Here is a 24,172-nt window from a genome sequence, read left to right on the forward strand (position 1 = left end):
CCGCCGCGTAACGTCCCCTCACTGCCGCGACCAGCGGCCACGCGGCGCCGACGACCGCGGCGGCCGGCAGCGGGCCCGGCCCTCCCCCCGCGGCGCCCAGCGCACCGGCCGGCAGCGCGGCGCCGAGCACGTCCACCGCCAGAGCCGGTGGAATGCGCCGGCCGGCCCCCGGTCTCTCCCTCGTCCCGCGCTTCCCGTCCCGCGCGCGAACGCGTAACGGCTCGACTAAGCCCGCGGGCGCTTCGGCGACCCGCGTTCCGGCAGCCTCGAACAAGGCCCTGCCCCCCTACTCGGTCGGCGTCCCCATCCCCCCGCTCGGCCGGCCGGTGCCGGCTCCGCATTCGCCTCCGTACCGAGTGTGAAGACTAGAACACACTTGCCGATTTCCGCGGCCGTTTACCCAAGTTGTTGATGTGTGCTGTTTCGGGTTCACATGGCGGCCGGAGATCACCTCCGGATGTCCGGCCGTGTTCCCCCGTCAGGTCCCGTACGCCTCGCCGCCCAGCTCCAGCCGGGCGGTGCCCGCGGTGGCGTCGGCGAGCCAGGAGCGGAAGGCGGCGACCTCGGCCTCGGGCAGCCCCACCTCGATGGCGACCTCGGCGCCGTAGTGCACGCCGCGCACCTCCCGTCCGCCGGTGCGCAGGTCGTTCTCGATCCGGCCCGCCCGCTGGTGGTCCACCGTGACCGTGGCCAGCCTCATCCGCCGCCGGGTGACGGTGCCCAGCGCGTCGAGGGCCTCGCCGACCGCGCCGCCGTAGGCCCGGATCAGCCCGCCGGCGCCCAGCTTCACCCCGCCGAAGTACCGGGTGACGACCGCGACGGCGTAGCGGACCTCGCGGCGCAGCAGCATCTGGAGCATGGGCGCTCCGGCCGTGCCGCCGGGCTCCCCGTCGTCGCTCGCCTTCTGCACACCGGCGTCGGCGCCGATGACGTAGGCCCAGCAGTTGTGGGTGGCGTCCGCGTGCCGCTCGCGGACGCGTGCGACGAACGCCCGCGCCTCCTCCTCGGTGGCGGCGGGCGCGAGCGCGCAGATGAAGCGCGACCTGTTCACCTCGGTCTCGTGCACGCCCTCGCCCGCGACCGTCACATACTGCTCCCGCATTCGGCCCACCCTACGGTCCGCCGCGGGGAATGGCCCGGCCGGGCCGTCCGTTGGCAGGGGCATGTACGGAGATTCGGAGACAGTCCGCAGGATCCTGACCGAGGCCGGCGACACCTGGGCGGTGGTCGGCCTGTCGTCCAACCGCGACCGTGCGGCCTGGGGCGTGGCCGCCACGCTCCAGCGGTTCGGCAAGCGGATCGTGCCCGTCCATCCCAAGGCGGAGACGGTGCACGGCGAGCGGGGATACGCCTCCCTGGCCGAGATCCCCTTCCCCGTCGACGTCGTGGACGTGTTCGTCAACTCCTCGCTGGCGGGTGGCGTCGCGGACGAGGCGGTGGCGGCCGGGGCGAAGGCCGTCTGGTTCCAGCTCGGCGTGGTCGACCAGGCGGCCTTCGAGCGCACCCGCGCGGCGGGCCTGGAGATGGTGATGGACCGCTGCCCGGCCATCGAGATCCCGCGTCTGGGCTGAACGCCAGGAGGTGCGTCCCGTCCACCGGGCGGCGGGCGGGACGCACCTCCCGTGCCGGGTCAGGCCAGTTCCAGCACCAGCTTGCCGACGTTCTCCCCCCGGAAGAGCATCTGCAGCGTCTCGGGGAAGTCGTCCACGGTCCCCTTGACCACGTGCTCCTTGACCTTGACGCGCCCCTCGCCGATCCAGCCGGCGATCTCCTGCGCGGCCTGCCCGTAGCGCTTGGCGTAGTCGAAGACCACGAAGCCCTCCATCCGGGCCCGGCGGACCAGCAGGGACAGGTAGTTGGACGGGCCCTTGACCGGGGTGGCGTTGTTGTACTGGCTGATCGCGCCGCAGATCACCACGCGGGCGTGCATCGCCAGCCGGGCGAGGGCGGCGTCCAGGATGTCGCCCCCGACGTTGTCGAAGTAGACGTCGATGCCGTCCGGCGCGTGCTCGCGCAGCGCCTTGCGCACGTCCTGCGCCCGGTAGTCGATCGCCGCGTCGAAACCCAGCTCGTCGGTGAGCATGGCGCACTTGCGCGGCCCTCCGGCGATGCCCACGACCCGGCAGCCCTTCGCCTTGGCGATCTGGCCGGCGATGGTGCCCACCGCGCCCGCGGCTCCGGAGACCACCACGGTCTCGCCCTCCTTGAGCGCTCCGACCTCCAGCAGGCCGAAGTACGCCGTCATGCCGGGCATGCCCAGCGCGCCCAGGTACGTCGAGGGCGGGGCGAGCGCGGTGTCGATCTTCATCGCGCCCCTGCCGTCGGAGACGACGTACTCCTGTACGCCGAACGTGCCCACCACGTGGTCGCCGGGCCGGTAGTCGGGGTGGTCGGACGCGGTGACCTCGATGACCGATCCCGCGCGCATCACCTCGCCGATGCCGACGGGCGGCAGGTAGGAGGGGCGGTCGTCGAGCCATCCCCGCATGGCGGGGTCCAGCGAGATGACACGGGTGCGGCCCGCGAAGCGGCCCGGCCCGGGGTCCTCCACGGGCACCGAGCGGTGCTCCCAGTCCTCGGGCTTGACCTCTCCGGTGGGGCGGGCCGCCAGGCGGATCTGGCGGTTGGTCGCTGGCATGGGGCCTCCTGCTGATCAAGACTCCCTGTACCGTACCGACCGGTAGGTACGAGGTCGATGTGATCTGCGACACCTCCGGCTCCGGTACAGGGCGGGAGCGGCCCCGGAGCGGGCCCGGCCGTCAGCCGTCGGGCAGCCGGCCCACGAAACGGCGTCTGATCAGCCGCCGCTCGGCCGCGGTGGTGCCGCCCCACACCCCCTCGGTCTCGCCGCGCCTGACGGCCCAGTCCCTGCACTGGTACATGACGGGACAGCCCAGGCAGACGGCCCGCGCCCGGGCCGTCTGCCGCTGCGCCAGGCCGCCGTCGCCGACGGGGAAGAAGAGTTCGGGATCCTCGCCGCGGCACGCCGCGGACTCGCGCCAGCCCATGTCAGCGCACCGGTCGCGGGACACGGGGCAGCCGTCGGGAAACCACCGGGCACCCGGGGAAGGGGTAGAAGTCGGGAACGCTCACCGGAACCTCCGAGGAATCGGGGCGGCCCGTCGGCGGGCAGCCCGGAGATCCCCGCGGCGCGCTGGTGCGCCGCAGAGCCCGGCAGGGGCGTTGATGTCCAAATATAAACGAATGTCCCGGTAAAGGCCGTGCTCCGGCAAAGGCCACGCTCCGGCCCCGCCCCTCACCAGGCGGTGCAGGGCGAGCCGGGCCGGACCCGCGTAGAGGACGAGTGCCGGAAGCGGTCCCTCCATGCGCAGCTCGGTGCCGGTCCGCCCGTCGGGCGGGACGGCGACCGCGTGGTGCGGGCGCATCCGCACGGGACCGGCCCTCACCCGCCAGGTCCACCGCCGCCGCGCCTCGCCGACCTCCTCGACGGTGAAGGCGACCGGCACCCCGGCAGCGGGACGACCACGCCCTCCATCCCGGGCTCGATGCGGTCGCCGCCCACGCGCACGAACCGGATCCGCGGGGACCGGGTGGGCCACAGTCCCGGCCGCGCGTAACGCTCCCCCACGTCCTCGGCCGGGGCCCGCCCGGTCGCCCGCAGGGTCATCCGTGCCGTACCGGCCGCCCCTCGTCACGAAAGGGGCGGCCGGCACGGCATGCGCCGGGGCGCTCCCTCATCCGTCGGAGTAGCTGAGTTCCCCCAGGGTCCAACTGCTCACCTCGCCGATGGCGACGCGGTACATGCCACCGGTGTCGGGGAGGCCGTAGCTTCCCTGGAGGATGCGGGCGACGTGCAGGTGCAGGTGGGTGGGCCTGCCTCCGCCGCGCCCGCCGTCCTCCCCGGACGGCCCGAACAGCTCGGCGAACGGCTTCAGGCGCTCGGAGTCCCGCAGGACCTCGGCGACCCGCGCCTTCCAGACGGCCTCGGGCGCCAGCCTTCCGGTGATGACCGCGCCGGGGACCACCACGGTGAGGGGCATCTGGTTGCTCCGCTCGGACTCCACCTTCTCGGCGATGGAGACGAGCAGGTCATCGTGGTTCGACATGCGGGCAGACTAACGCCCGCGACGGTGGTCAGTCGCCGGTGCGGGCTGCCTGGAGGCCCAGGCCGTCGAGCACCCGCGCGCCGGGCAGACCCGCCAGGACCCCACCGGGCACCAGCAGTTTGCCCCGGCGGCGGCCCGATCCGACGACGGCGTACGGGGTGTCGGCGACCGCCGCGTCCACCAGCAGGGGCCAGCCCTCGGGCAGGCCGATCGGGGTGATGCCGCCGTACTCCATGCCGGACTCGCCGACGGCCGTCTCCATGGGCGCGAACGAGGCCTTGCGGGCGCCCAGTTCGCGCCGGACGGTGCGGTTGACGTCGGCGCGGGTGTGGGCGAGGACGACGCAGGCCGCCAGGGTGGTCTCCTGGCCGCGGCGGGCCGCGACGACCACGCAGTTGGCGGACTGCTCGGGCGGGATGCCGTGGACCTCGCCGAAGCGGGCGGTGTCGGCGTCGTCCGGGTCGCTGTCGACGTAGACGATCCCGCCGGCCGGCACGGGGCCGCGCAGCGCGGCGGCGACCGGCGGGGCCAGCAGGTCGAGCTTTTCGGCGACCGGCCAGGCGTCGGTGAAGTTCCCGATGGGGGCGCGCATGGCGTGCACCGTAGCAGCCGCCCGGGTGCCCTCCGTGCGGGGCGGGCCGGCGGAGGTCAGAGCCAGTGGTTGCGGGCGACGTACAGCAGCAGTGCCAGGCCGTGCAGGGCGACGGCGAAGAGCAGCAGCAGGCGCAGGGTCCGGTTGCTCATGGCGTACGCATTCCGTCGGTGCTTCCTGTCCGGTCGGCGGGCGGGGCCGGAACCGTTCCGTGGCCGGCCGTCCCTTCCAGTCTGCCTGCTTCCGCCCCGGCCGCCCCNGCCCCGGCCGCCCCCGGCTCGGGGATCTCCAGACCGGCCAGCGCCGCCAGCTGCCCGGGGGTCACCCCCTCGGGCACCGGCACCGGCGGCGGGGTGCGCAACGGGGGCAGCCAGCCCTCCCGCGGATCCCAGCGCCGCACGACCTTGGCGGGCGCGCCCGCGACCACGGCGTGGTCGGGCACCTCACCGCGGACGACCGAACCGGCCGCCACCACCGTGTTCCGCCCCAGCCGCGCGCCCGGCAGCACCACCGCTCCCGTGCCCAGCCAGCTGCCCGCACCGATCTCCACCGGCGCCGAGCGCGGCCACTGCCTGCCGATCGGCTGGTGGGGGTCGTCGTAGGAGTGGTTGGTGGAGGTGATGTAGACATACGGGCCGCAGAAGACGTCGTTCCCGATCGTCACGCCCGCCCCGGCTCCGTCGGCGACCACATGGCTGCCCCGGCCCAGGACCACCCCGTCGCCCAGTCTCAGCACCGTGTCCGGCCCGAGGTCGAGGTCCGGCATCATCCCGGCGGTCAGCGTGACCTCGGCGCCGACGACGCAGCAGGCGCCCAGCTCGATCCACTCGGTGCCGAACAGCGTGCCCTGCGGGAAGGCCAGCCGGGTGCCCTCCCCGATGCTGCGGAAGGCGTACGGCCCGGGGCGCTCGGCCGAGACGGCCCCCGCCCGCTGCGCGTGGCGCCACAGCCCGTGCACGGCGCGGGAGGCCGTACGGGAGGAGGCCGCGCGGGACAGCAGGGAGGAGAACACGTTCCTGTTCTTGGGCACCTGATCACGGTAGACGCCCGGGCGGGCGGCGCACCGCCCGCCGTGCTGTGATTCCCGCCCCACCCATCGCTTACGGTGCCGTTTCGAAGAAGGCGATCGGCACACGGCCGTGCGCGGCACGGCAGGCGGGAGAGGGCACGGATGGAACGGCGAGCGATGATCGCGGGCGTGGTGGGCAGGGAGCCCGAGATCGATCCGGAGGCGTACGTCGCCCCCACGGCCGTGGTGGTCGGCCAGGTGTCGCTGGGGCCGGGCGCGAGCGTCTGGTACAACGCGGTGCTGCGCGGCGACTGCGACGCGATCACCCTCGGCAGGGACAGCAATGTGCAGGACAACTGCACCGTCCACGCCGATCCGGGTTTCCCCGTCGTCGTGGGCGAGCGCGTCTCGGTGGGGCACAACGCGGTGCTGCACGGCTGCACGATCGGGGACGAGGTCCTGGTCGGGATGGGCGCGACGGTGCTCAACGGGGCCCGGGTGGGCGCCGGTTCGCTGGTGGCGGCCCACGCCCTGGTCCCGCAGGGCATGGAGGTCCCGCCCGGTTCCCTGGTCGCCGGGGTGCCGGCCCGCGTCAGGCGGGAGCTGACCGAGGAGGAGCGCGAGGGTGTCCGCGTCAACGCCGCGGCGTACCGGGGGCTGGCCGGCGCGCACCGGGAGACGCTGGTCGTTCCGGAGGACGGCGAGGGCTGAGACCGCGGCGGGCACCCGGTACACGCGCCTCGGACGGGGGCCCCGTGTACCGGGTGCGTACCGAAGCGGGGGTGGCCGTGGCCCGGCCGAGGCGGCGGCTCTAGTGTTCTCGCCATGTGGCCAGGACAGCAGCCGCCCGGGGGCGAGCAGAACCCGCAGGACCCGCACAGCCTGCAGAACCAGCAGAACCAGCCCAACCCGTACCAGACGCCGGGTTACCAGGCTCCGAACCCCTACCAGACGCCGGGGTACCAGGCGCCCAACCCCTACCAGGGCCCGGGCTACCAGGGGCATCCCGGAGGCCAGTGGGGGCAGCCGGGCGTGCCCGGCGCACCGCAGCCGCCGCAGGGCGGCAAGGACGGGAAGAGGGGCCGGAACACGGCGATCGCCATCGTCGCGGCCGTCGCGGTGATCGCCGCGGCCGTGGTGACGGGCGTCCTCGTCCTCACCGGCGACGACAAGGGCGAGAAGGGCGAGAAGACCGCGGGCCCCGGCGCCGCTGTCTCGCCGAGCCCCGAGCCCTCCACCGCCGAGCCGGACGAGGACGAGGACTCCGGTGCCGAGCGGGACGATCCCACCAACCCGCGCGACGGCGTCGCCCCCGAGAAGCCCGAGCCGGTGGTCCCCGGCTGGAAGGTCGTCACCAACGCCAAGCACCACAACGCCTTCGACGTGCCCGCCGACTGGAAGCTCGGCACGGAGACGACGATCATCGGCTACGGGCAGAAGGACGAGGACGACCCCTTCTCCGGACCCCAGGTCGCCTTCAGCGCACCGGCCTTCTACAAGGAGGGCTGGTGCAAGGTCGGCAACAGCAAGTACACCCGGGCCACCGTCGGCAGCAAGGGCGGCCAGGGCTCCCGCAACACCGCCGAGGGGGCCGAGATCGCCGCGGAGAACTTCGTCTACTTCGCCTACGGCGAGCAGAAGGACACCGTCAAGCTGACCAAGGCGAAGAAGTTCTCCAACGAGCACGGCATCACCGGCCACATAGCGAGTGCCACGGCCACCGGGGTCAAGAAGGAGAACAAGTGCGACTCCGACGGCAGGGTCGTGACCGTCTCCTGGATCGACGGCAGCAACGACCTGCGCATCTGGCTCCTGATCACCGACGCCGGGGTCGATGACGAGGTGTCCCAGGAGACCATCGACAAGATGACCGGCAGCCTGCGGCCGTACGCGGAGCAGGACTGACCGGCAGGGGGCCCGCCGGCGGCGGTGGGGCGGGGCGGCAGCCGTCCCGCCCCACCTGGGCGGGCCGCAACTACACGCTGCTGACGGCCGCCGCGGTGATCACCGGACTGGGCAACTCCGGTGCGCTGATCGCGGCGGCGTTCGCCGTGCTCGCCCTGGGCGGCGACGGCACCGACGTGGGTCTGGTCGCCGCCGCCCGCACCGTCCCCCTGGTACTGTTCCTGCTCGTCGGCGGCGCCGTCGCCGACCGGCTGCCGCGCCACCGGGTGATGGTGGCGGCCAACGCGCTCAACTGCGTCTCCCAGGGCGTCTTCGCCGCACTGGTGATCGCCGGGAGCGCCGAGCTGTGGCAGATGGTGCTGCTGTCGGCGCTGGGCGGCACCGGCCACGCCTTCTTCGCCCCGGCCGCCGAGGGGATGGTGCTCGCCAGTGTCCGCGGCGAGCAGGCCGGACGTGCCTTCGCCGTCTTCCGGATGGGGGTCAACGGCGCCTCCATCGGCGGCGCGGCGCTCGGCGGCGCGCTGATCGCCGCGGTCGGCCCCGGCTGGGTGCTGGCGATCGACGCCGCCGCGTTCGCCGCCGCGGGGGCGCTGCGCGCCCTGCTCGACCTGCGCGGAATGCCCGAACGGGCGCCGGGCGGCGGCCTGCTCGGCGATCTGCGCGACGGCTGGCGCGAGGTGGTGGGGCGGCCGTGGCTGTGGGCGGTGGTCCTGCAGTTCGCGGTGGTCAACGCGGTGGTCGCGGCGGCCGAGGCGGTGTACGGGCCGCAGGTCGCCGAGGAGCACCTGGGCGGCGCCCGGCCGTGGGGGCTGGCCCTGGCTGCCTTCGGCGCGGGCACGGTGTGCGGCGGGCTGCTCATGACCCGCTGGCGGCCGCGCCGCATCATGCTCGCGGGCACCCTGTGCGTCTTCCCCCTGGCGCTGCCCTCTGCGGCGCTGGCGGTCCCCCTGCCCGCGGCGGGCCTGGCCGCGGTGATGTTCACCACCGGGGTGGCCATCGAGGTGTTCGGGGTGTCCTGGATGACGGCGCTGCACCAGGAGGTGCCCGAGGAGAAGTTCTCCCGGGTCTCGGCCTACGACTGGCTGGGGTCGATCGCCCTGGTGCCCCTGGCCACGGCCGCGGCCGGGCCCGTCGAGTCGCTGGTGGGCCGGCCGGCGGCGCTGTGGGGCTGCTCGGTGCTGGTCGCGGTGCTGACGGCCGCAGTGCTGTGCGTGCCGGGGGTGCGCGACCTGACCCGGCGGGACGGGACCGCGGCGGCCGGCTCTCAGCCGACGGTGAAGGAGCCCTCCGGCGGCTCGGGCGAGGGCGCCGCCTCGCTCTCCTGAACCGGGCGCGCGTTCCCGGTCAGCCGCTCCAGCGCGGCCCCGTGCACCACCCGGGCCGGGAACGGGTCGCCCGCCGCGTCCCGCGCCAGCCGCTCCACGGGCAGCCCGGCGCGGGAGGCGGCCAGCACGGTGTTGCCGAACCGGCGGCCGCGCAGCACGGCGGGCTCGGCGATCAGGCACAGCCGGCCGGGGTCCTCGCCGAAGACCGTGCGGAAGGCGGCCAGCTGGGAGCGGAGGAAGCCGAAGGGCGCGGCGTCGGCGAGGTTGGCGACGTAGACGCCGTCCGGCCGCAGCGCCCGGGCCGCGGCCCGGGCGTACGCCAGGGTGGTCAGATGGGCCGGGACGCGGGAGCCGCCGAAGACGTCGGCGACCAGGACGTCCACCGACCCGGCGGGGCGATCCCGCAGCGCGGTGAGGGCGTCCTCGGCCCGCACCTCGATGCCGCCGCCGGGCGGCAGCGGCAGGTGCTCGGCGACCAGGCCGAGCAGGGCCCGGTCGGCCTCCACCACCTCCTGGCGGGAGCCGGGGCGGGCGGCGGCGAGGTAGCGCGGCAGGGTCATGGCCCCGCCGCCCAGGTGGAGGGCGTCCAGCGGCGCGCCCGGGGCGGCGGCGCGGTCCAGGACGTGGGCGATCCGGCGCACGTACTCGAACTCCAGGTGCGCCGGATCGCCGAGGTCCACGTACGACTGGGGCGCGTCGTCGACGGTGAGCAGCCAGGCGCGCGGCCGGTCCACGTCCGGCAGCAGCCGGGCGGTGCCCTGGTCCACGGCCCGGCGTACGGGCACCGGCTCCCCTGCCGTCCGGTCGTCCGCCGTCCGGTCCCGTGCCACCTCGTCCATCGCCCCATTGTCCCGTCCTCCCGGCCGGCCGCGGGACGGGGTCGGCCGGGGTGCCGGGTCGTGGACCTCACAGCGGGCAGACCGGGACGTATGTCGCCGGTGTCGGTTACGCTCGCCCGGTGCCCGTCCCCGCTCCCCGGCCCGTCGGACCCGCCGCCCGGTGGTCCGCGGTGCTGTTCTCCCCGTGGTCCCGTCTGTCCCTCCTGGCCGTGCTGCTGGCCGCCGCCGCCACGACGGTGGCCCTCCACGAGCCCCAGCAGCTGATCGCCCAGGGGTGGCGCCCCCCGCTGACCGGAGGCGGCGCGCTGGCGCTGTTCGCCCTCGCCTACGGTCTGGGCACCGCGGCCCTCGTGCCCAGACCGGTGCTGAACCTGGCCTCGGGCGCCCTCTTCGGCGCCGCCCTGGGCACCGCCGCGGCGGTGGCCGGGACGGTGCTGGGGGCCGGGCTGGCCTTCGGGCTGGGGCGGCTGCTGGGGCAGGACGCCCTGCGCCCGCTGCTGCGCGGCCGCTGGCTGGCGGCCGGGGACCGGCAGCTCAGCCGCCGGGGCTTCCGCTCGATGCTGGTGCTGCGGGTGCTGCCGGGCATCCCGTTCGCCGTCTCCAACTACGGCGCCTCCGTCAGCCGGATGCGCTGGTCCGCCTTCCTGTCGGCCACCGCGCTGGGCTGCGTGCCCAACACCGCCGCGTACGCCGTGGCGGGCAGCCAGGCCTCCACTCCGACCTCGCCCGTCTTCCTGGTCGCGTCCGCCTTCATCGCCGTTCCCGGGCTGGCCGCCGCGGTCTTCGCCTGGCGCAAGCGCGCCCGGCTGCGCGGGTCCGGGGCGTCGGCCTCGGCCTCGGCCTCGGACCAGACCACCGATCAGGCCGCGGACCAGGCCACCGATCAGGCCGCGACCGGGGCGCCGGGCCGGGCGGTCACCGGGCCGGTACGCGCGAACCCGCGACGTTCGCCCGCCGTTTCCCTCTCCGTTCCCGACCGGCCATAGCATCTGCCCGACCTGACCGATGATCACGAAATAGGGACGAGCACACCCCGACATGTCTTGGTTCGAAGCGTTCATCCTCGGGCTCGTCCAGGGGCTGACCGAGTTCCTTCCCATATCCTCCAGCGCCCATCTGCGGCTGACCGCGGTCTTCGCGGGATGGGAGGACCCCGGCGCGGCCTTCACGGCCGTCACCCAGATCGGCACCGAGGCGGCGGTGCTGATCTACTTCCGCAAGGACATCGCGCGGATCGTCTCCGCCTGGTTCCGCTCGCTGTACGACAGGCAGGCGCGCCGCGAGCACGACGCGAAGCTGGGCTGGCTGGTGATCGTCGGCTCCATCCCGATCGGCGTCCTCGGCCTGACCCTCAAGGACTACATCGAGGGCCCCTTCCGCGACCTGCGGCTGATCGCCACGACCCTGATCGTGCTGGGCATCGTCCTGGGCGTGGCCGACCGGCTCGCCTCCCGCGACGCCTCCGGCGGGCGCCACCGCGCCGTGCGCGAGCGCAAGTCGCTGGAGAGGCTGACCGTGCGCGACGGCCTGCTGTACGGCATGGCCCAGGCGATGGCGCTGGTCCCCGGTGTGTCCCGCTCCGGCGCGACGATCAGCGGCGGCCTGTTCATGGGCTACACCCGCGAGGCCGCCGCCCGCTACTCCTTCCTGCTGGCCATCCCGGCCGTCCTCGCCTCCGGTCTGTTCGAGCTGACGGAGATCGGCGAGGGGCACGTCTCCTGGGCGCCGACCCTCTTCGCGACCGTGCTGTCCTTCCTCGTGGCCTACGCGGTCATCGCCTGGTTCATGAAGTTCATCTCCACCAGGAGCTTCATGCCGTTCGTGGTCTACCGGATACTGCTGGGCCTGCTGATCTTCGCCCTGGTCGCGGCCGGGGTGATCTCCCCGCACGCGGGCGAGGCGGCGGGCTGACGCCCGCGGGCGTCAGCCCGCCGCCCGGGACGGTCTCACCGGCCCTCGGTGAGACCGTCCTCGCCCGCGCCCCGGCTCAGCACCGCCTCGCGCACCCGCCTGTGCACCTCGGGGAAGTTCTCCCCGGTGGCGCGCACCACGCGGAAGGGCGGCCCCATGTCGGAGTGGCCGACCAGGAACTCCGCCCCCGTGACGGTCCAGCGGCCGCCCCCGGGAGTGAAGGTGAAGCGGGCCATGGAGCCCTCGTTTCCGCTGCGCTTGCTCTCGGGGGCGAAGCTGGCGATCTGGTCGCCCAGGCCGTAGACCACCCAGGTGCCGTTCACCTTCTCGTACGGCTGGGGCACGTGGTTGTGGGTGCCGATCAGCAGGTCGATGTCCCGGCGTCCGCCGGTGCGCGCGGCGGTGAGCCTGCGGGCCAGCTCCTTCTGCGTCGTGTCGGGCGCCTGCTGCCACTCGGTTCCCCAGTGGAGGCTGACGATCACCACGTCGGCCCCGGCACGGCGGGCGGCTCGGGCGTCGGCGAGCACGCGTTCCGGCTCCAGCACGCTCACCGCCCACGGCCGGTCCTCGGGGAGCGGGATGCCGTTGGTGCCGTAGGTGTACGCCAGATGGGCGATGCGGGCGCCGCCGGCCTCCAGCAGTGCCGGGCGGGCGGCCTCCGCCGCGTCGCGGGCGGTGCCCGTGTGCCGCACTCCCGCCGCGTCCAGCGCGCCGAGGGTGCGGCGCACCCCCTCGAAGCCGTCGTCGAGGCTGTGGTTGGAGGCGGTCGAGCAGCTGTCGTAGCCGGTGGCCCGCAGGGCCTTGGCGAGTTGGGGCGGGGAGCGGAACAGCGGGTAGCCGGTGAAGGGACCGTCCTCGTCCCCGTAGGGCGTCTCCATGTGGCACAGCGCGATGTCGGCGGACTCGACCACCGGTTTGACGCCCGCGAGGATACGGGTGAAGTCGTATCCGGTGCCGCCCGCGTCACGCCGGGCCTGCTCGATGATCGACGGGTACGGGATGATGTCGCCGGTCGCCACCACGGTGAACGGCCTGCCCCTGTCCGCCCGTGCGGCCCGGTCCTCCCCCGGGGCGCTGCCGGGCGCGGTGCACGAGGCGGGCGCGGCGAGCGCCAGTACGGCGGCGGCCGTGGCCGCCAGGCGTATCCGGCGGCCCGGGCGTATCCGGTGCGCCGCGCCGTCCCCTCCCGTACGCCCGGCCGTACGCCGTGCGCTCCGTCCGGCTGCCGTCCCCGCTGGTGCGATTCGGCGCATCCTCGCCTCCTGTTCGTCCTGGCGTGCCGCTTCGGGGCGGTCGCGCCGTCCTCCTCCTCCGGCAGCGTGGGCGGCGGCGGGGCGGGCGGCACCTTCGGCGGCGCCCGGCTGCGCCGACCGGGCGAACGGATCGCGCGGCTGCCGGAACGGGGGCGCGGTGAACGGCGTGCGGGGCGGGTGCGGCACGCGCCCGGAGGACGGCTCGGCCCGTCGTCGGCGGCGGGCAGGCCGCGCGGGTGGTCCGGGCCGCCCGTGCGAGCGGGCGCGGGAAACGGTGCGACCGCGCGGGTCGCTTTTCCACACCGCCCCGGCCTGGGAAGCTGTTCGCAGACAACCGCGGGGCATCCGCAGCGAATCCGGAGTTCACCTTGGCCGAGCGCGACGACGACAGCTACCGACTCCTGGCCGGGCTGCCCTTCGCGGCCATGACCGTCGTCGTCCTGGTTGACGTGACGGCCGGTCCGGGTGTGGGGTTCCTGCCGCTGCTGTCGCTCGGTCCCGCCTTCGCCAGCCTGGTCGGCGGCATGCGCCGCACCGCGCTGATCGGGCTGCTGGCCCTGGTCATGTGCTTCTGCCTGTCCTTCTACGACGGTCTGCTGGGGACCACGCGCGGCTACACGGCGCTGCTGTCGGTGGCCGGGGTGTCGGCGGCCGGACTGGTCGCGGCCGCCATCCGCCAGCGGCACGAGGCCGAGCTGGCGAACGTGCGGTCCATCGCCGAGGTGGCCCAGCGGGTGCTGCTGCGCCCGGTGCCCCGGGCCGCGGGGCACCTGCGGATCGCGGTGTCCTACACCTCCGCGGTGGCCGAGGCCCGGATCGGTGGCGATCTGTACGAGGTGGTCAACTCGCCCTCGGGGGTCCGGGTGATCGTGGGCGACGTCCAGGGCAAGGGGCTGGAGGCGGTGGAGACGGCCGCGGTCGTCCTGGCCGCGTTCCGGGAGGCGGCGTACGACGAGCCGGACCTGGCGGCGGTGAGCGCCCGGCTGGAGCGATCGGTCAACCGGCACATGACACAGGAGCGGTTCGTCACGGCGGTTCTGGCCGAGACGCACGAGGACCGTTCGGTGACCCTGCTCAACCACGGCCACCCCTCGCCGCTGGTGGTCCGCGCGGACGGTACGGCCCATCTCGCCGAGCCGCCGGAGACCGCGCCGCCCCTGGGCATGGGCTTCGACCTCAAGCCCCCGGAGCCGTACGGGCTGTCGCTCGCCCCCGGTGAGCAGATGCTGCTGTACACCGACGGTGTGACCGAGGCGCGCGATCCGGACGACCGCTTCTACCCGCTGATCCGGCGGGCCTTCCTGTTGCGGGAGAAGAACCCGGACATCGGCCTGGAGTCGCTGTGCCGGGATCTGGTGACCCATGTCGGCGGGCCGCTGCAGGACGACGCGGCGATGCTGCTCCTGCGGTACCGCGAGGGGTGATCCGGGCCGGCTCCGGCCTGATCACGGGCCCGGTCGCCGGCCGGATCGCCGGACTCCGGAAGATTCACCCGCTCGGAGGGGGTACTCGGCAGGTGACCGACCACCGCAGTCCGCACCGACCGAGCTGGACCGAGACCATGAACGAATCCCGCCGCCTCACCCTCCGAGAACTGCGCATCCTGCACGAGACCGAGCGGGCGCTGCTGCGCGACGCCCGCCTCGCCGCCCTGTTCCGGGGGTTCGGCGAGACGGAGCCCGAAGAGGCGGTGTCGCCGGCGGCGGACGGGCCGGCGACACCGCCCCGCCTGTGGCTGCTCCTCGGCGTCTGCTTCTTCCTGGTTCCCGCGCTGATGGTCCTGCATCCGGTGGTCGGCGTGCTGGTGTTCCTCTCCGCCGTGGTCCTGGGCACGGCCTTCCGGGCCGGACGCCGCCCGGGCCGCCCCGGGCGGCGGGGGCCGGGTACCGGCTGAGCGGTGACGGCCCGCCGCCACCGGCCGGGCGTCACCGGTCGGCCAGGTCCAGCCAGGCCGACTCGCCGGGCTCGATGGTGACGGTCCGGTCGGGCAGCACCAGGCGTACGGGCCCCTCGGCCGATCCGGGCAGGCTGACGCGCATCCCGTCCGAGCCCATTCGCACACCCACCCCCCAGTGGTGCCGGTAGCGCATGGTGAAGGAGAACCGGGACAGCTCCGGGAGCGGTGCGGGGTCCAGCCGCAGGGCGCCCCCGCGGGTCTCCAGACCGGTCAGTCCGCGCTGCACCAGGTCCAGTGTCCCGGCCATGGCGCCCAGGTGGATGCCCTCGGCCGTCGTACCGCCCTGGATGTCGGCGATGTCGCTGACCAGCGCCTCCTGTACGTAGTGCCAGGCGTCGGGGCGCCGCACCCGGGCCAGCACCCACCCGTGGACCAGGGAGCTGAGGGTCGAGCCGTGGCTGGTGCGGTGCAGGTAGTGGTCGACCGTGCTCCGCCACAGCTCGTCGTCGAGGGTGTGGCCGAGCCGCTCGAACAGGGCCGCCAGTTCGGCGGGCTGGAACAGGTAGCCGAGCATCAGCGCGTCGGCCTGCTTGGACGCCTGGTAGCGGTTGACGGTGTCACCCTCGGCCTCCAGGATCCGGTCCAGCCGGCGGATGTCCCCGTACTTGCGGCGGTAGCCCTCCCAGTCCAGTTCGGCCAGTTCCCCGTAGCCGTCGAACTGGCTGATGACGCCCGCGTGGAAGGGAACCCGCAGCCGCCGGGAGACGTCGTCCCAGCGTTCCAGCGTCTCCGCGTCCAGGGCGAGTTTCCGGCACAGCTCCTCGCACAGCGGTTCGGGGACGGTCCGGAGCGTCTCCAGGGCCCGGGCGAGCACCCAGGCGGCGGTGACGTTGGTGTAGGCGTTGTCGTCCAGGCCGGGCCGCTCCCTGTCCGGGTAGGCCTCGTGGTACTCGTCGGGGCCGACCACGCCGAGGATGCGGTAGCGCCCCGTGTCCGCGTCGTACCGCGCGGCGCTCCCCCAGAACTGGGCGATCCGCAGCAGCGTCTCGGCGCCCCGAGTGTGCATGAAGTCGATGTCGCCGCTGGCCTGCCAGTACTGCCAGATGTTGTAGGCGATCGCCGAGCCCACGTGGTGCTGGAGGCGGGAGTGGTCGGGCAGCCAGCGGCCCGAGCGCGGGTTCAGGTGCAGGGTCTGGGTCTCCTCGCGCCCGTCGCTGCCGCTCTGCCAGGGGAACATCGCCCCCTCGTAGCCGCTGTCCTCGGCGGCCCGGACGGCCTCGGGCAGCCGCCGGTGCCGGTAGGCCAGCAGGGCGCGGGAGACCTCGGGGAAGTGGACGTTGAGGTAGGGCAGCACGAACAGTTCGTCCCAGAAGACGTGCCCCCGGTAGGCCTCCCCGTGCAGCCCGCGCGCCGGGACTCCGACGTCCAGGTCGGTGATGTGCGGGGAGAGCGTCTGCAGGACGTGGAAGAGGTGGACCCGCAGGATGCGGCCCGCCTCGCCCGGCACCTGGAGTTCGGCGTGCCGCCACAGCTCGTCCCAGGCTGCGCGGTGGGTGTCGAGCAGGTCGGGGAAGCCGGGCGCGTGGCCGATGTCCTCCAGCGCGGCGTGCAGGGGATCGCTGACCGCGATGTCGTGCGAGGTGTGCAGGGACACGGTTTTGACGACGGTGACGGGCCGCCGGGGCCGGACGGCGACGGTCAGCCGCCGCGCCGGCCGCAGTCCGCCCAGGTCGGTGCGCGCCGAGACCGCCTCGCCGCTCTCCAGACGGGTGCGGGCGGCCAGGGCCACGCCGATCTCCGAGTTCGTGGTGCGGCAGCGCACCCAGACGGTGTCCGGCTCGGTCGATCCGGTGCTGTGGCCGGTCAGATGGCGGCCGTTCAGGGCCCGGTAGCGCTCCACGCCCTCGTTGGCGACGCCGCCGTCGAGGGCGGACTCGACCTCGAGCGTGCCGGTCCAGTTCTCCGCGGTGAGGACGGTGCGCAGCGCGGCCAGGTGCGGCTGCCCCATGTGGACCAGCCGGTGCTGCTCGACGCGCAGCCGCCGGCCGGCGGCGTCCTGAAGGCGCAGGGTCCGGGTCAGGACGCCGTGCCTGAGGTCCAGTCGCTGCCGGTACTCCAGCAGCCCGTCCCCGTCGGGGGTCCACCAGGGCGGGGCGGTTCCGTTCGCGGGGTCGTTCACAAGGCCGCTCGCGGGGCCGCTCGTGGGAGCGCCGACGGGGGTGTCCGCAGGGCTGTTCGGGGGACTGTTCCCGGGGCCGCCGCCGGGCGGGGCGCCGGGAGTTCCGCCGAGGGCGCCGTCGAGGATGCGGAAGCGCAGGGGCAGCCAGTTGGGCAGGTTGACCATGTCCTCGTTCTCGACGTCCCTGGGCTCGCTCTCCCCCACGGTGGACACCAGCCGGTTGTAGCAGCCCGCCGCGTACGTGCCCGGGTAGTGGGGTCCTCCGGCATCCGTCTCGGGAGCCGCGCCCCGGGTCGCGAAGTAGCCGTTGCCCAGGGTGCACAGGGCCTCGCGCAGCCGCTCCTCCCCCGGCTCGTAGCCCTCGTAGGCCCATTCCCACCGCTCCACGGTCCCCTCCGCCACTGTCAGCCCTCCTCCTCGTGCCGGCCGGCGCGGGGACCGGGCGGCAGCAGTTCGGCCAGGTCGGTCACGACCACGTCGGCCCCGTGCTCGCGCAGGTCCCGCGCACTGGTGGGGCCGGCCGTCCGGTCCACCCCGACGACCAGTCCGAAGCCGCCGCGGCGGCCCGCCTCCACACCGGCGAGCGCGTCCTCGACGACGGCCGCCTCCGCCGGAGGCACCCCCAGCCGCCGGGCGGCCTCCAGGAACACCGCGGGGTCCGGTTTGCCGGGCAGGTCCAGCCGGGCCGCCTCGTGGCCGTCCACCACGGCGTCGAACACCTCCGGCACTCCTGCTCCGGAGAGCAGTTCCCTCGCGTGCCGGGAGGCGGATATCACCGCCATGGGCACCCCTTCGCGGCGCAGGGCGCGCAGCAGCCGCAGGGTGCCGGGCCAGGCCTCGACACCGCCCCGGCGCAGGGCGGCCGTGAACAGCCGCTCCTTGCGGGCGGCGACGGCACGGACGGTGCCGTTGCCGGGCGGGTCGTCCGGCTCGCCCGGCGGCAGGTCCAGCCCCCTGGAGGCGAGGAAGGCTGCGGCACCGTCCAGGCGGGACCTGCCGTCGACGTACCGCCGGTAGTCCTCCTGGACGTCGAACGGGCGGAACCGGTCCCGCGCGTCCCTCTCCTGTCGTCCGCCGCCGCGTTCGCGCCACTCGCGCAGGCAGTCGTCGAAGGCCTCCTTCCAGGCCGCGGCGTGGACCCGGGCGGAGTCGGTGATCACCCCGTCGGTGTCGAACACCACGGCCCTCAGGCCGTCCAGGCCGTCCGGCGGCGGGTGTGCCGGCGCTTGTGCCGGCGCGGCGGCCTCCTCCGGGTCCCGGGCTGCGGCTGCGGCAGGCGGCATGGTCGTTCCCTCCGGTGGGGGCGTCGGGGCGGTCGGGGTCAGATGTGCTCCGGTACGAGGGCCACGGGGCATTCGGCGTGGTGGATGACGGTGTGGTCGACCACCCCCAGCTGGAGGCCGAGGCGGCCCTGCCGGCGGTGGGCGCCGATCACCAGCAGGTCCGCCCTGCGCGACTCCTCCAGCAGCACCGCACGGGTGGGGCCCTCCACGGCGTGCAGGTGCAGGTCGATCCCGGAGTGCTCGCGGGCCACGGCCCGCAGGGCGCCGTCCAGGTGGTCCATCGCCTCCCGGTGGCGGGCGCCGGCCGGGCTGCCCTGGACCAGCAGGTGGTTCTCCGCCGTGTGGGCGGGCCGGCGCCAGGTCCGCACCGCGTGCAGTTCGCAGTGCCGGGCGGCGGCCTCGCGGAAGGCGAAGTGGGCGGCGGGAGATCCGTCCACCCTGTCCCCGACGCCCAGGACGACCCGGCCGTGGCCGCCGGCGCGGGCGTTCTCCCCGCCGCGTACGACGACCACCGGGCAGTCGGCCCGGCCGGCCGCCTCCAGCCCCACCGAGCCCAGCAGCAGGCCCGCGATCCCGCCCCGGCCCCGTGAGCCGACGACGAGGGCGAACGCGTTGCGGCCGGCGTGGACCAGCGCGGCTCCGGGTTCCTCGTCCAGGACGACGGTGGTCACCCGCAGGCCGGGGGCGCGCAGGCGGACGCGTTCGGTCGCGGCGGACATCAGCTCCTCCGGCTCCGGGTCGCCCTCTGCGCGCTCCTCGGTCCCGTGGACCAGGCACAGCGGTACCGAGTGCCGGACCGCCGCGTCCGCGGCCCAGTCCACCGCGAGCAGACCGGGCCCGGATCCGTCGACGCCCACCAGCAGGGGAAGCTCCACCACCGCCACCTCCTTGTCCCGGCCTCCCGCGGTTTCCCGCTCCCCGTGCCGCCCATTCCGGTTCCGGTCGGCGGGTGACCGTTCCCGGGAACCGGCGGGTCGCGGATTCGCCCGCCGGTTCCCGGGAACGGTCACCCGCATACGGACCGGTGAAACCCGCGGCGGGCGGTTCCCTGCCACCCGCTCCGTGGTGCGGCGCCGCCCGGCCTCCCGTACGGCCGTCCGGCACGGTGGGGTCCGCACGCCGGTCCGGCCGAGGCGAGGGAGGCGCGGCATGCGGTTGTCCGCGGGGTCCGGATGGCGGCGCGGGGCGCTCGCGCCGGCGGCGGGCGCGCTGCCCGCCCTGTCCTTTCCGGCGCCGTCGCTGTGGTGGTGGGCCTACGTCGCGCTGGTCCCGTGGCTGCTGCTGCTCCGTACGGCGGGCGGCGGGCGGCGGGCCGCCGTGGAGGGCTGGCTGGGCGGTACCGGTTTCCTGCTGGCCACCCATCACTGGCTGGCTCCGAGCCTGCACGTCTTTCTCGTGGTGGTGGCGGCCCTGATGGGGCTGCTGTGGGCGCCGTGGGGGTGGCTGGTGCGGCGGCTGCTGGCGGGTGCGCCGGCCGCGGGCCGTGCGGTGGCGGCGGTGGTGCTGGTGCCCTCGGCGTGGCTGATGATCGAGCTGGTGCGCTCCTGGGAGTACCTGGGCGGGCCGTGGGCGCTGCTGGGGGCGAGCCAGTGGCAGGTGCCGCCCGCGCTGCGGCTGGCCTCGCTGGGCGGGGTGTGGCTGGTCACCGTGTGGGTGGTGGCGGCGAACACCGCGCTGGCGGTGCTGGTCGCGGTGCCCGGCGCGCGGCGGGCCGCCGCGGCCGCGGCGGCGGTGTGCGTACTGGTCCCGGCCGCGGCCTGGGCGTGGGCGCCGCTGCCGCGGCCGTCGGGCACGGTCCGTGTCGCGGTGGTGCAGCCGGGTGTGGTCGACGGGGCCGAGGCGCGCTTCGACACCGGTGAGCGGCTGACCCGCGGCCTGGCCGGCCGGGACGTGGACCTGGTGGTGTGGGGCGAGAGCAGCGTCGGCTACGACCTGGGGAAGCGCCCGGATCTGAGCGAGCGGCTGGCGGCACTGTCCGCGCGCGTCGGGGCGCCGCTGCTGGTGAACGTGGACGCCCGGCGCCCGGACGGGCCGGGGATCTTCAAGAGTTCGGTGGCGGTGGGCCCGCGGGGGCCCACCGGGGAGCGCTACGACAAGATGCGGCTGGTGCCGTTCGGCGAGTACGTGCCGGCCCGTTCCCTGCTGGGCTGGGCGACGGCGGTGGGCGAGGCGGCCGAGGAGGACCGCCGTCGCGGGGACGCACCGATGGTGATGGACACCCTCGGGGTGCGCACCGGTCCGCTGGTGTGCTTCGAGTCGGCCTTCCCCGACGTCAGCCGGGCGCTGGCGCGCGACGGCGCCGAGCTGCTCGTCGCCCAGTCGGCGACCTCCACCTTCCAGGACAGCTGGGCGCCGTCCCAGCACGCCTCCCTGGCGGCGCTGCGGGCCGCGGAGAGCGGGCGGCCGATGGTGCACGCCACGCTGACGGGGGTGAGCGCGGCGTACGGCCCGCACGGCGAGCCGGTGGGTGGGCGGCTGGGCACCGAACGGAGCGGGGCCGCCGTTTACGAGGTGCCGCTCGCCTCGGGCACCACCGTCCACGTCCGGTCCGGCGACTGGGCCGTCGCCGCCGCGCTGGGCTCGCTGCTGTCGGCGGCGGCCGTGGCGGCGGTGCGCCGGTTCCGGCGCGGGCGGTACGGCAGGCGGCGGCCCGCCGGGCGCGAGAGGGCTATCCGGCCTGCTCCAGCGCGGCGGTGACGACCCGCTCGCACAGCTCGTGGGTGCGCAGGGCGTCCTCGGCGTCCAGGCGCCGCCCGGCGCGCACGGCGTCGAGGAAGGCCGACACCGTCTGCTCGATGCCGCGCTGGCGGGCCACCGGCACCCAGTCCCCGCGGCGGCGGATGCTGGGCTGGCCCTTGTGGTCGATGATCTCGGCGAGGTTGAGCACCTGGCGCCTGGCGTCCCGCCCGGAGACCTCCAGGATCTCCTCGGCGCTGCCGCTCATGCGGTTCATGACGCCGATCGCGGTGAAGCCGTCGCCGGACATCTGGAGCACCACGTGGTGCAGGAGCCCGTCCCTGACCCGGGCGCGGACGTCGATGTGCCCGGCCGGCCCGGGCAGCAGGAAGCGGAGGGTGTCCACGACGTGGATGAAGTCGTCGTAGACCACCTCGCGCGGGTCGGCCGCCAGTCCGATGCGGTTCTTCTGCATCAGGATCAGGTCGCGCGGGTGCTCCAGGCACTGGACGTACCCGGGCGCGTGGCGGCGGTTGAAGCCGACGGCGAGCGGTACCCGCCGCCGGCCCGCCAGGCGCACCAGGCGCTCGGACTCGGTCAGGGTGTAGGCGAGCGGCTTGTCGACGTAGGTGGGCACTCCGGCTTCCAGCAGCCGGGCGACGATCGCGGGGTGCTCGGCCGTCGGGGCGTGGACGAGGGCCGCGTCGGGGCCGGCCGCGATCAGCCCGTCGAGGTCCGTGTGCCGCTGCGGGCCGGGGATCCGGTGGGCCTCGGCCGTCCGTTCCAGGGTGGCGCGGGTGCGGGTGTGCAGATGGAGTTCCAGCCCCGGCCGGGCGGTGAGCACCGGCAGGTACGCCTTCTGCGCGATGTCGCCGAGTCCGATCACTGCGATCCTCACGGAAACCCCCTTGGTCTCGCCGTCGTCCGGTGCCGCCCGGGGGCGGTCCACCGCCCGGGCCGGTCAGGGAGCGGCCGCCTCGCCGCCGCCCCGTGTTCCCCGCGGACCGGCAGCATACGCGGCGCCCGGCGGCTCCCAGTCGGCGATGCCGTCGAGGCTGCGCAGGGCCAGGCGCGGGCCGAGCCGGTCGAGGGCGGTGAACGCGGCGGTGCGCAGGGCTCGGGCGGGCGGGGAGGACCAGGCGGTCAGCCGCCCGATCCGCCCGGAGCGGCGTACGACGTCCATGGTGCGGGGCAGGCGGTCGCGGGTGTAGGCGGCCAGGCGGCGTTCGAGACCGGCCGCGTCGGGGCCGGCGTGGTGGGCGAGGACGACGGCGTCCTCGATCGCCTGGCAGCCGCCCTGGCCGAGGTTGGGGGTCATGGCGTGGGCGGCGTCGCCGAGCAGGGCGGTGCGCCCCTGGTGGTAGGCGGGCAGTGCGGTGGCGGTGCGGTACACGTCGCCGCGCAGGACGCCGTCGGGCCGTACGGCGGCCAGCAGGTCGGGGACGGGGTGGTGCCAGTCGCCGAACCGGCGCAGCAGTTCGGCCCGTTCACCGTCGGGCGACCTGCCTCCGGCGGGGACGGTGGCGGTGGCGTACGCGTACACCCGGCCGTCGTGGAGCGGGACGGTGCCCCACACCGAGCCGGGCCCCCAGGTCTCGTGGGGGCTGAAGGGCCGCTCGGGTGCGGGGACGACGAAGCGCCATGCGGTGAAGCCGGCGTAGCGGGGGGCGGGGTGGCCGGGGAAGAGGGTCCGCCGGGCGGTGGAGTGGATGCCGTCGGCGGCCACGACGAGGTCGGCCGTGTACTCCCGGACGCCTTCCCCGCCCTTCCTCTCGCCCTCCCCGTCGCCGCTCGTGACGCGTACGGCCGCCGGCCGGCCTTCCCCGCCCGGGTCGGCGACCTCGGCCGGTGTGCCGGTGCGGACCGCGCCGTCGGGCAGCCGGGCGGCGAGCAGGCCTACGAGGTCGGCGCGGTGGGCGACGACGACGGGACCGCCGAAACGCTCGGCCGCCGCGTCGGGGGTGGTGCGTGACAGCCAGCGGCCGGAGGGCGTGCGCAGTCCTCCCTCGCCCTGCCAGGCGGACATGGCGCGGACGGCGTCGCCGACCCCGATGACATCCAGGGCGCGCTGGGCGTTGGGGGCCAGGGCGATCCCGGCGCCGACGGGTTCCAGCGCGGCGGCGCGTTCGAGGACGGTGACCGCCCAGCCGCGCAGGTGCAGTGCCGCGGCGGCGGTCAGGCCCCCGATTCCGGCACCGATGACGACGGCTCGGGGCTGGCTCATGGCAGTGCTCCTCCGTGCGGGCGGCAGCGACTTTTCACTACATCTGTAGTGACACTCCTCAGCCTACTACACCTGTAGTGAGGGGTAGATTGGCGGACATGTCCCGGAGTACGGCCCGCGCCACCGCACGCGGCGAGCTGATCGCCGACACCGCGATCGACCTGCTGGCCGAGCGCGGCCTGCGCGGCCTCACCCACCGCGCGGTGGACGAGGCCGCCGGCCTGCCGCAGGGCTCCACCTCCAACCACGCGCGCACCCGCGAGGCCCTGCTGGAGGCGGCGGTGCGGCGGCTGGCCGTACGCGAGGCACGCGTGCTGGGGCCGGCGCAGCGGATGCCCGGGCCCGGCGACGGCCCCGGAATGCCGGCCGAGGCCGTGGCGCTGGCCCTGCACCGCTATCTGACGCACCACCGCCACCTGGCGGTCGCCCGCTACGAGCTGGCCCTGGAGGCGACCCGGCGCCCCGCCCTGCGGGCGATCTACGACCGGGCCGGGACCGCCGCCTTCCGCGAACCGCTGGTGGCGATGATGGCCGCCGCGGGCTCCACGGACCCCGAGCGGCACGCGCTGTCGCTGATCGCCTGGTGCGACGGGGTGATGTTCTCCTGCACGGCGGGCTCCTACCACTCCACGGTGCCGACGCCGGAGGAACTGCGAGCCGGACTGGAGGAACTGCTGCGCGGCATGCTGGGCGGCTGAGGAGCCCGCGGCGGACCCGGCCGCCCGAGGCGCAGACCGTACAGGCCGCGCAGACCGCACAGGCCGCATGTGCCACGTCGGCCACATGAAACACATGAGTCACCCGCGTCACTCCTGCGGGGAGTTCCCGGCGGCCGTGCGATGCAGCAGAGTGGGCCGGGTGCGACATGTGAGAAGCGCCCTGCTCCTGACCGGAGCCGCTCTGGCGGCCGTCTCGGGGTGCGTCACGGTGGCGGGCGGCCAGCGGCCGGAGGAGAGCGGGCCGCCTCCCCGGCCCAGTGGCCCCGCCCTGCCCCGGCGGGACGCCGAGCCGC

The 24,172-nt window shown here is 75.1% G+C and carries 23 protein-coding genes; 10 read left to right on the top strand and 13 right to left on the bottom strand.

The features are described 5' to 3' along the window. Positions 1–478: 478 nt before the first annotated feature. A complete protein-coding gene (locus L7D48_RS08615) occupies positions 479–1,102 on the bottom strand; it encodes a YigZ family protein (RefSeq protein WP_237878374.1) in 624 nt (207 codons plus the stop codon). 61 nt (positions 1,103–1,163) lie between these two features. Between L7D48_RS08615 and L7D48_RS08620 the strand changes: the two genes are divergently transcribed. Beyond that, a complete protein-coding gene (locus L7D48_RS08620) occupies positions 1,164–1,571 on the top strand; it encodes a CoA-binding protein (protein ID WP_237878375.1) in 408 nt (135 codons plus the stop codon). 59 nt (positions 1,572–1,630) lie between these two features. On the opposite strand, the gene L7D48_RS08625 is transcribed toward L7D48_RS08620, so the two are convergent. The 5 genes from L7D48_RS08625 to L7D48_RS08645 all read right to left on the bottom strand — a co-directional run bounded on the left by L7D48_RS08625 (position 1,631) and on the right by L7D48_RS08645 (position 5,689). After that, a complete protein-coding gene (locus tag L7D48_RS08625) occupies positions 1,631–2,638 on the bottom strand; it encodes an NADP-dependent oxidoreductase (protein WP_237878376.1) in 1,008 nt (335 codons plus the stop codon). A 121-nt stretch (positions 2,639–2,759) separates the two neighbouring features. Next, positions 2,760–3,008, bottom strand: coding sequence for a WhiB family transcriptional regulator (locus L7D48_RS08630; protein ID WP_237878377.1), 249 nt, complete (start codon positions 3,006–3,008; stop codon positions 2,760–2,762). 687 nt (positions 3,009–3,695) lie between these two features. Continuing rightward, entirely contained in the window at positions 3,696–4,067 is a 372-nt protein-coding gene (locus tag L7D48_RS08635) for a hypothetical protein (protein ID WP_237878378.1), read from the bottom strand. A gap of 28 nt (positions 4,068–4,095) precedes the next feature. Then, positions 4,096–4,659, bottom strand: coding sequence for a YbaK/EbsC family protein (locus L7D48_RS08640; protein WP_237878379.1), 564 nt, complete (start codon positions 4,657–4,659; stop codon positions 4,096–4,098). Between the two features lie 148 nt (positions 4,660–4,807). Next, positions 4,808–5,689: an acyltransferase gene (locus tag L7D48_RS08645; protein ID WP_237878380.1), complete on the bottom strand. Its 882-nt coding sequence runs from the start codon at positions 5,687–5,689 to the stop codon at positions 4,808–4,810. A gap of 141 nt (positions 5,690–5,830) precedes the next feature. Between L7D48_RS08645 and L7D48_RS08650 the strand changes: the two genes are divergently transcribed. From L7D48_RS08650 to L7D48_RS08660, 3 genes are all read left to right on the top strand, one after another. Continuing rightward, complete coding sequence (locus tag L7D48_RS08650; RefSeq protein ID WP_237878381.1) at positions 5,831–6,379, top strand: gamma carbonic anhydrase family protein; 549 nt, start codon at positions 5,831–5,833, stop codon at positions 6,377–6,379. Between the two features lie 114 nt (positions 6,380–6,493). Beyond that, entirely contained in the window at positions 6,494–7,573 is a 1,080-nt protein-coding gene (locus L7D48_RS08655; RefSeq protein WP_237878382.1) for a hypothetical protein, read from the top strand. Beyond that, on the top strand, positions 7,570–8,898 hold the full coding sequence (locus L7D48_RS08660) for an MFS transporter (protein ID WP_237878392.1): 1,329 nt from the start codon (positions 7,570–7,572) through the stop codon (positions 8,896–8,898). Before L7D48_RS08655 ends, L7D48_RS08660 begins: the two co-directional genes overlap by 4 nt. Here the strand turns inward: L7D48_RS08660 and L7D48_RS08665 are convergent. Further along, complete coding sequence (locus L7D48_RS08665; protein ID WP_237878383.1) at positions 8,838–9,737, bottom strand: spermidine synthase; 900 nt, start codon at positions 9,735–9,737, stop codon at positions 8,838–8,840. The genes L7D48_RS08660 and L7D48_RS08665 overlap by 61 nt on opposite strands. A 50-nt stretch (positions 9,738–9,787) precedes the next feature. On the opposite strand from L7D48_RS08665, the gene L7D48_RS08670 reads away from it, so the two are divergent. Further along, on the top strand, positions 9,788–10,723 hold the full coding sequence (locus tag L7D48_RS08670; RefSeq protein WP_374491720.1) for a TVP38/TMEM64 family protein: 936 nt from the start codon (positions 9,788–9,790) through the stop codon (positions 10,721–10,723). 52 nt (positions 10,724–10,775) lie between these two features. Continuing rightward, complete coding sequence (locus tag L7D48_RS08675) at positions 10,776–11,648, top strand: undecaprenyl-diphosphate phosphatase (RefSeq protein ID WP_237878385.1); 873 nt, start codon at positions 10,776–10,778, stop codon at positions 11,646–11,648. 35 nt (positions 11,649–11,683) lie between these two features. On the opposite strand, the gene L7D48_RS08680 is transcribed toward L7D48_RS08675, so the two are convergent. Beyond that, on the bottom strand, positions 11,684–12,901 hold the full coding sequence (locus L7D48_RS08680) for a CapA family protein (RefSeq protein WP_237878386.1): 1,218 nt from the start codon (positions 12,899–12,901) through the stop codon (positions 11,684–11,686). A gap of 425 nt (positions 12,902–13,326) precedes the next feature. Between L7D48_RS08680 and L7D48_RS08685 the strand changes: the two genes are divergently transcribed. Both L7D48_RS08685 and L7D48_RS08690 read left to right on the top strand, forming a co-directional pair. Continuing rightward, the gene (locus tag L7D48_RS08685; RefSeq protein WP_237878393.1) at positions 13,327–14,325 is read left to right on the top strand and encodes a PP2C family protein-serine/threonine phosphatase; all 999 of its coding nucleotides are present in this window, start codon (positions 13,327–13,329) and stop codon (positions 14,323–14,325) included. 137 nt (positions 14,326–14,462) lie between these two features. Beyond that, positions 14,463–14,795, top strand: coding sequence for a hypothetical protein (locus tag L7D48_RS08690; protein WP_237878387.1), 333 nt, complete (start codon positions 14,463–14,465; stop codon positions 14,793–14,795). Between the two features lie 31 nt (positions 14,796–14,826). Here L7D48_RS08690 and L7D48_RS08695 read toward each other — a convergent pair whose 3' ends face one another. The 3 genes from L7D48_RS08695 to L7D48_RS08705 are packed head-to-tail and all read right to left on the bottom strand — an operon-like array spanning position 14,827 to position 19,138. Next, complete coding sequence (locus tag L7D48_RS08695; RefSeq protein WP_374491723.1) at positions 14,827–17,379, bottom strand: glycoside hydrolase family 65 protein; 2,553 nt, start codon at positions 17,377–17,379, stop codon at positions 14,827–14,829. A gap of 2 nt (positions 17,380–17,381) precedes the next feature. Further along, entirely contained in the window at positions 17,382–18,260 is an 879-nt protein-coding gene (locus L7D48_RS08700; protein ID WP_237878388.1) for an HAD family phosphatase, read from the bottom strand. 38 nt (positions 18,261–18,298) lie between these two features. After that, entirely contained in the window at positions 18,299–19,138 is an 840-nt protein-coding gene (locus L7D48_RS08705; protein WP_308312263.1) for a universal stress protein, read from the bottom strand. 271 nt (positions 19,139–19,409) lie between these two features. On the opposite strand from L7D48_RS08705, the gene lnt reads away from it, so the two are divergent. Continuing rightward, the gene (lnt, locus tag L7D48_RS08710; RefSeq protein ID WP_237878389.1) at positions 19,410–20,957 is read left to right on the top strand and encodes an apolipoprotein N-acyltransferase; all 1,548 of its coding nucleotides are present in this window, start codon (positions 19,410–19,412) and stop codon (positions 20,955–20,957) included. Here the strand turns inward: lnt and L7D48_RS08715 are convergent. After that, positions 20,929–21,834, bottom strand: coding sequence for a Gfo/Idh/MocA family protein (locus L7D48_RS08715; protein WP_237878390.1), 906 nt, complete (start codon positions 21,832–21,834; stop codon positions 20,929–20,931). The genes lnt and L7D48_RS08715 overlap by 29 nt on opposite strands. A 63-nt stretch (positions 21,835–21,897) precedes the next feature. Then, complete coding sequence (locus L7D48_RS08720) at positions 21,898–23,160, bottom strand: FAD-dependent monooxygenase (protein ID WP_305853128.1); 1,263 nt, start codon at positions 23,158–23,160, stop codon at positions 21,898–21,900. 98 nt (positions 23,161–23,258) lie between these two features. Here L7D48_RS08720 and L7D48_RS08730 point away from each other — a divergent pair, with 98 nt between their 5' ends. After that, complete coding sequence (locus tag L7D48_RS08730; protein ID WP_237878391.1) at positions 23,259–23,858, top strand: TetR/AcrR family transcriptional regulator; 600 nt, start codon at positions 23,259–23,261, stop codon at positions 23,856–23,858. The last annotated feature ends 314 nt before the right edge of the window (positions 23,859–24,172 follow it).

This window comes from Streptomyces sp. ICN903 (assembly GCF_022015835.1).
Taxonomy (GTDB): Bacteria; Actinomycetota; Actinomycetes; order Streptomycetales; family Streptomycetaceae; genus Streptomyces; species Streptomyces fenghuangensis.

What these genes read in the sequence shown, in the direction of transcription:
- L7D48_RS08615 (WP_237878374.1), bottom strand. Translation starts at nt 1,102, where the DNA reads ATGCGGGAGCAGTATGTGACGGTCGCGGGCGAGGGCGTGCACGAGACC.
- L7D48_RS08620 (WP_237878375.1), top strand. Translation starts at nt 1,164, where the DNA reads ATGTACGGAGATTCGGAGACAGTCCGCAGGATCCTGACCGAGGCCGGC.
- L7D48_RS08625 (WP_237878376.1), bottom strand. Translation starts at nt 2,638, where the DNA reads ATGCCAGCGACCAACCGCCAGATCCGCCTGGCGGCCCGCCCCACCGGA.
- L7D48_RS08630 (WP_237878377.1), bottom strand. Translation starts at nt 3,008, where the DNA reads ATGGGCTGGCGCGAGTCCGCGGCGTGCCGCGGCGAGGATCCCGAACTC.
- L7D48_RS08635 (WP_237878378.1), bottom strand. Translation starts at nt 4,067, where the DNA reads ATGTCGAACCACGATGACCTGCTCGTCTCCATCGCCGAGAAGGTGGAG.
- L7D48_RS08640 (WP_237878379.1), bottom strand. Translation starts at nt 4,659, where the DNA reads ATGCGCGCCCCCATCGGGAACTTCACCGACGCCTGGCCGGTCGCCGAA.
- L7D48_RS08650 (WP_237878381.1), top strand. Translation starts at nt 5,831, where the DNA reads ATGGAACGGCGAGCGATGATCGCGGGCGTGGTGGGCAGGGAGCCCGAG.
- L7D48_RS08655 (WP_237878382.1), top strand. Translation starts at nt 6,494, where the DNA reads ATGTGGCCAGGACAGCAGCCGCCCGGGGGCGAGCAGAACCCGCAGGAC.
- L7D48_RS08665 (WP_237878383.1), bottom strand. Translation starts at nt 9,737, where the DNA reads ATGGACGAGGTGGCACGGGACCGGACGGCGGACGACCGGACGGCAGGG.
- L7D48_RS08675 (WP_237878385.1), top strand. Translation starts at nt 10,776, where the DNA reads ATGTCTTGGTTCGAAGCGTTCATCCTCGGGCTCGTCCAGGGGCTGACC.
- L7D48_RS08680 (WP_237878386.1), bottom strand. Translation starts at nt 12,901, where the DNA reads ATGCGCCGAATCGCACCAGCGGGGACGGCAGCCGGACGGAGCGCACGG.
- L7D48_RS08685 (WP_237878393.1), top strand. Translation starts at nt 13,327, where the DNA reads ATGACCGTCGTCGTCCTGGTTGACGTGACGGCCGGTCCGGGTGTGGGG.
- L7D48_RS08690 (WP_237878387.1), top strand. Translation starts at nt 14,463, where the DNA reads ATGAACGAATCCCGCCGCCTCACCCTCCGAGAACTGCGCATCCTGCAC.
- L7D48_RS08700 (WP_237878388.1), bottom strand. Translation starts at nt 18,260, where the DNA reads ATGCCGCCTGCCGCAGCCGCAGCCCGGGACCCGGAGGAGGCCGCCGCG.
- lnt (WP_237878389.1), top strand. Translation starts at nt 19,410, where the DNA reads ATGCGGTTGTCCGCGGGGTCCGGATGGCGGCGCGGGGCGCTCGCGCCG.
- L7D48_RS08720 (WP_305853128.1), bottom strand. Translation starts at nt 23,160, where the DNA reads ATGAGCCAGCCCCGAGCCGTCGTCATCGGTGCCGGAATCGGGGGCCTG.
- L7D48_RS08730 (WP_237878391.1), top strand. Translation starts at nt 23,259, where the DNA reads ATGTCCCGGAGTACGGCCCGCGCCACCGCACGCGGCGAGCTGATCGCC.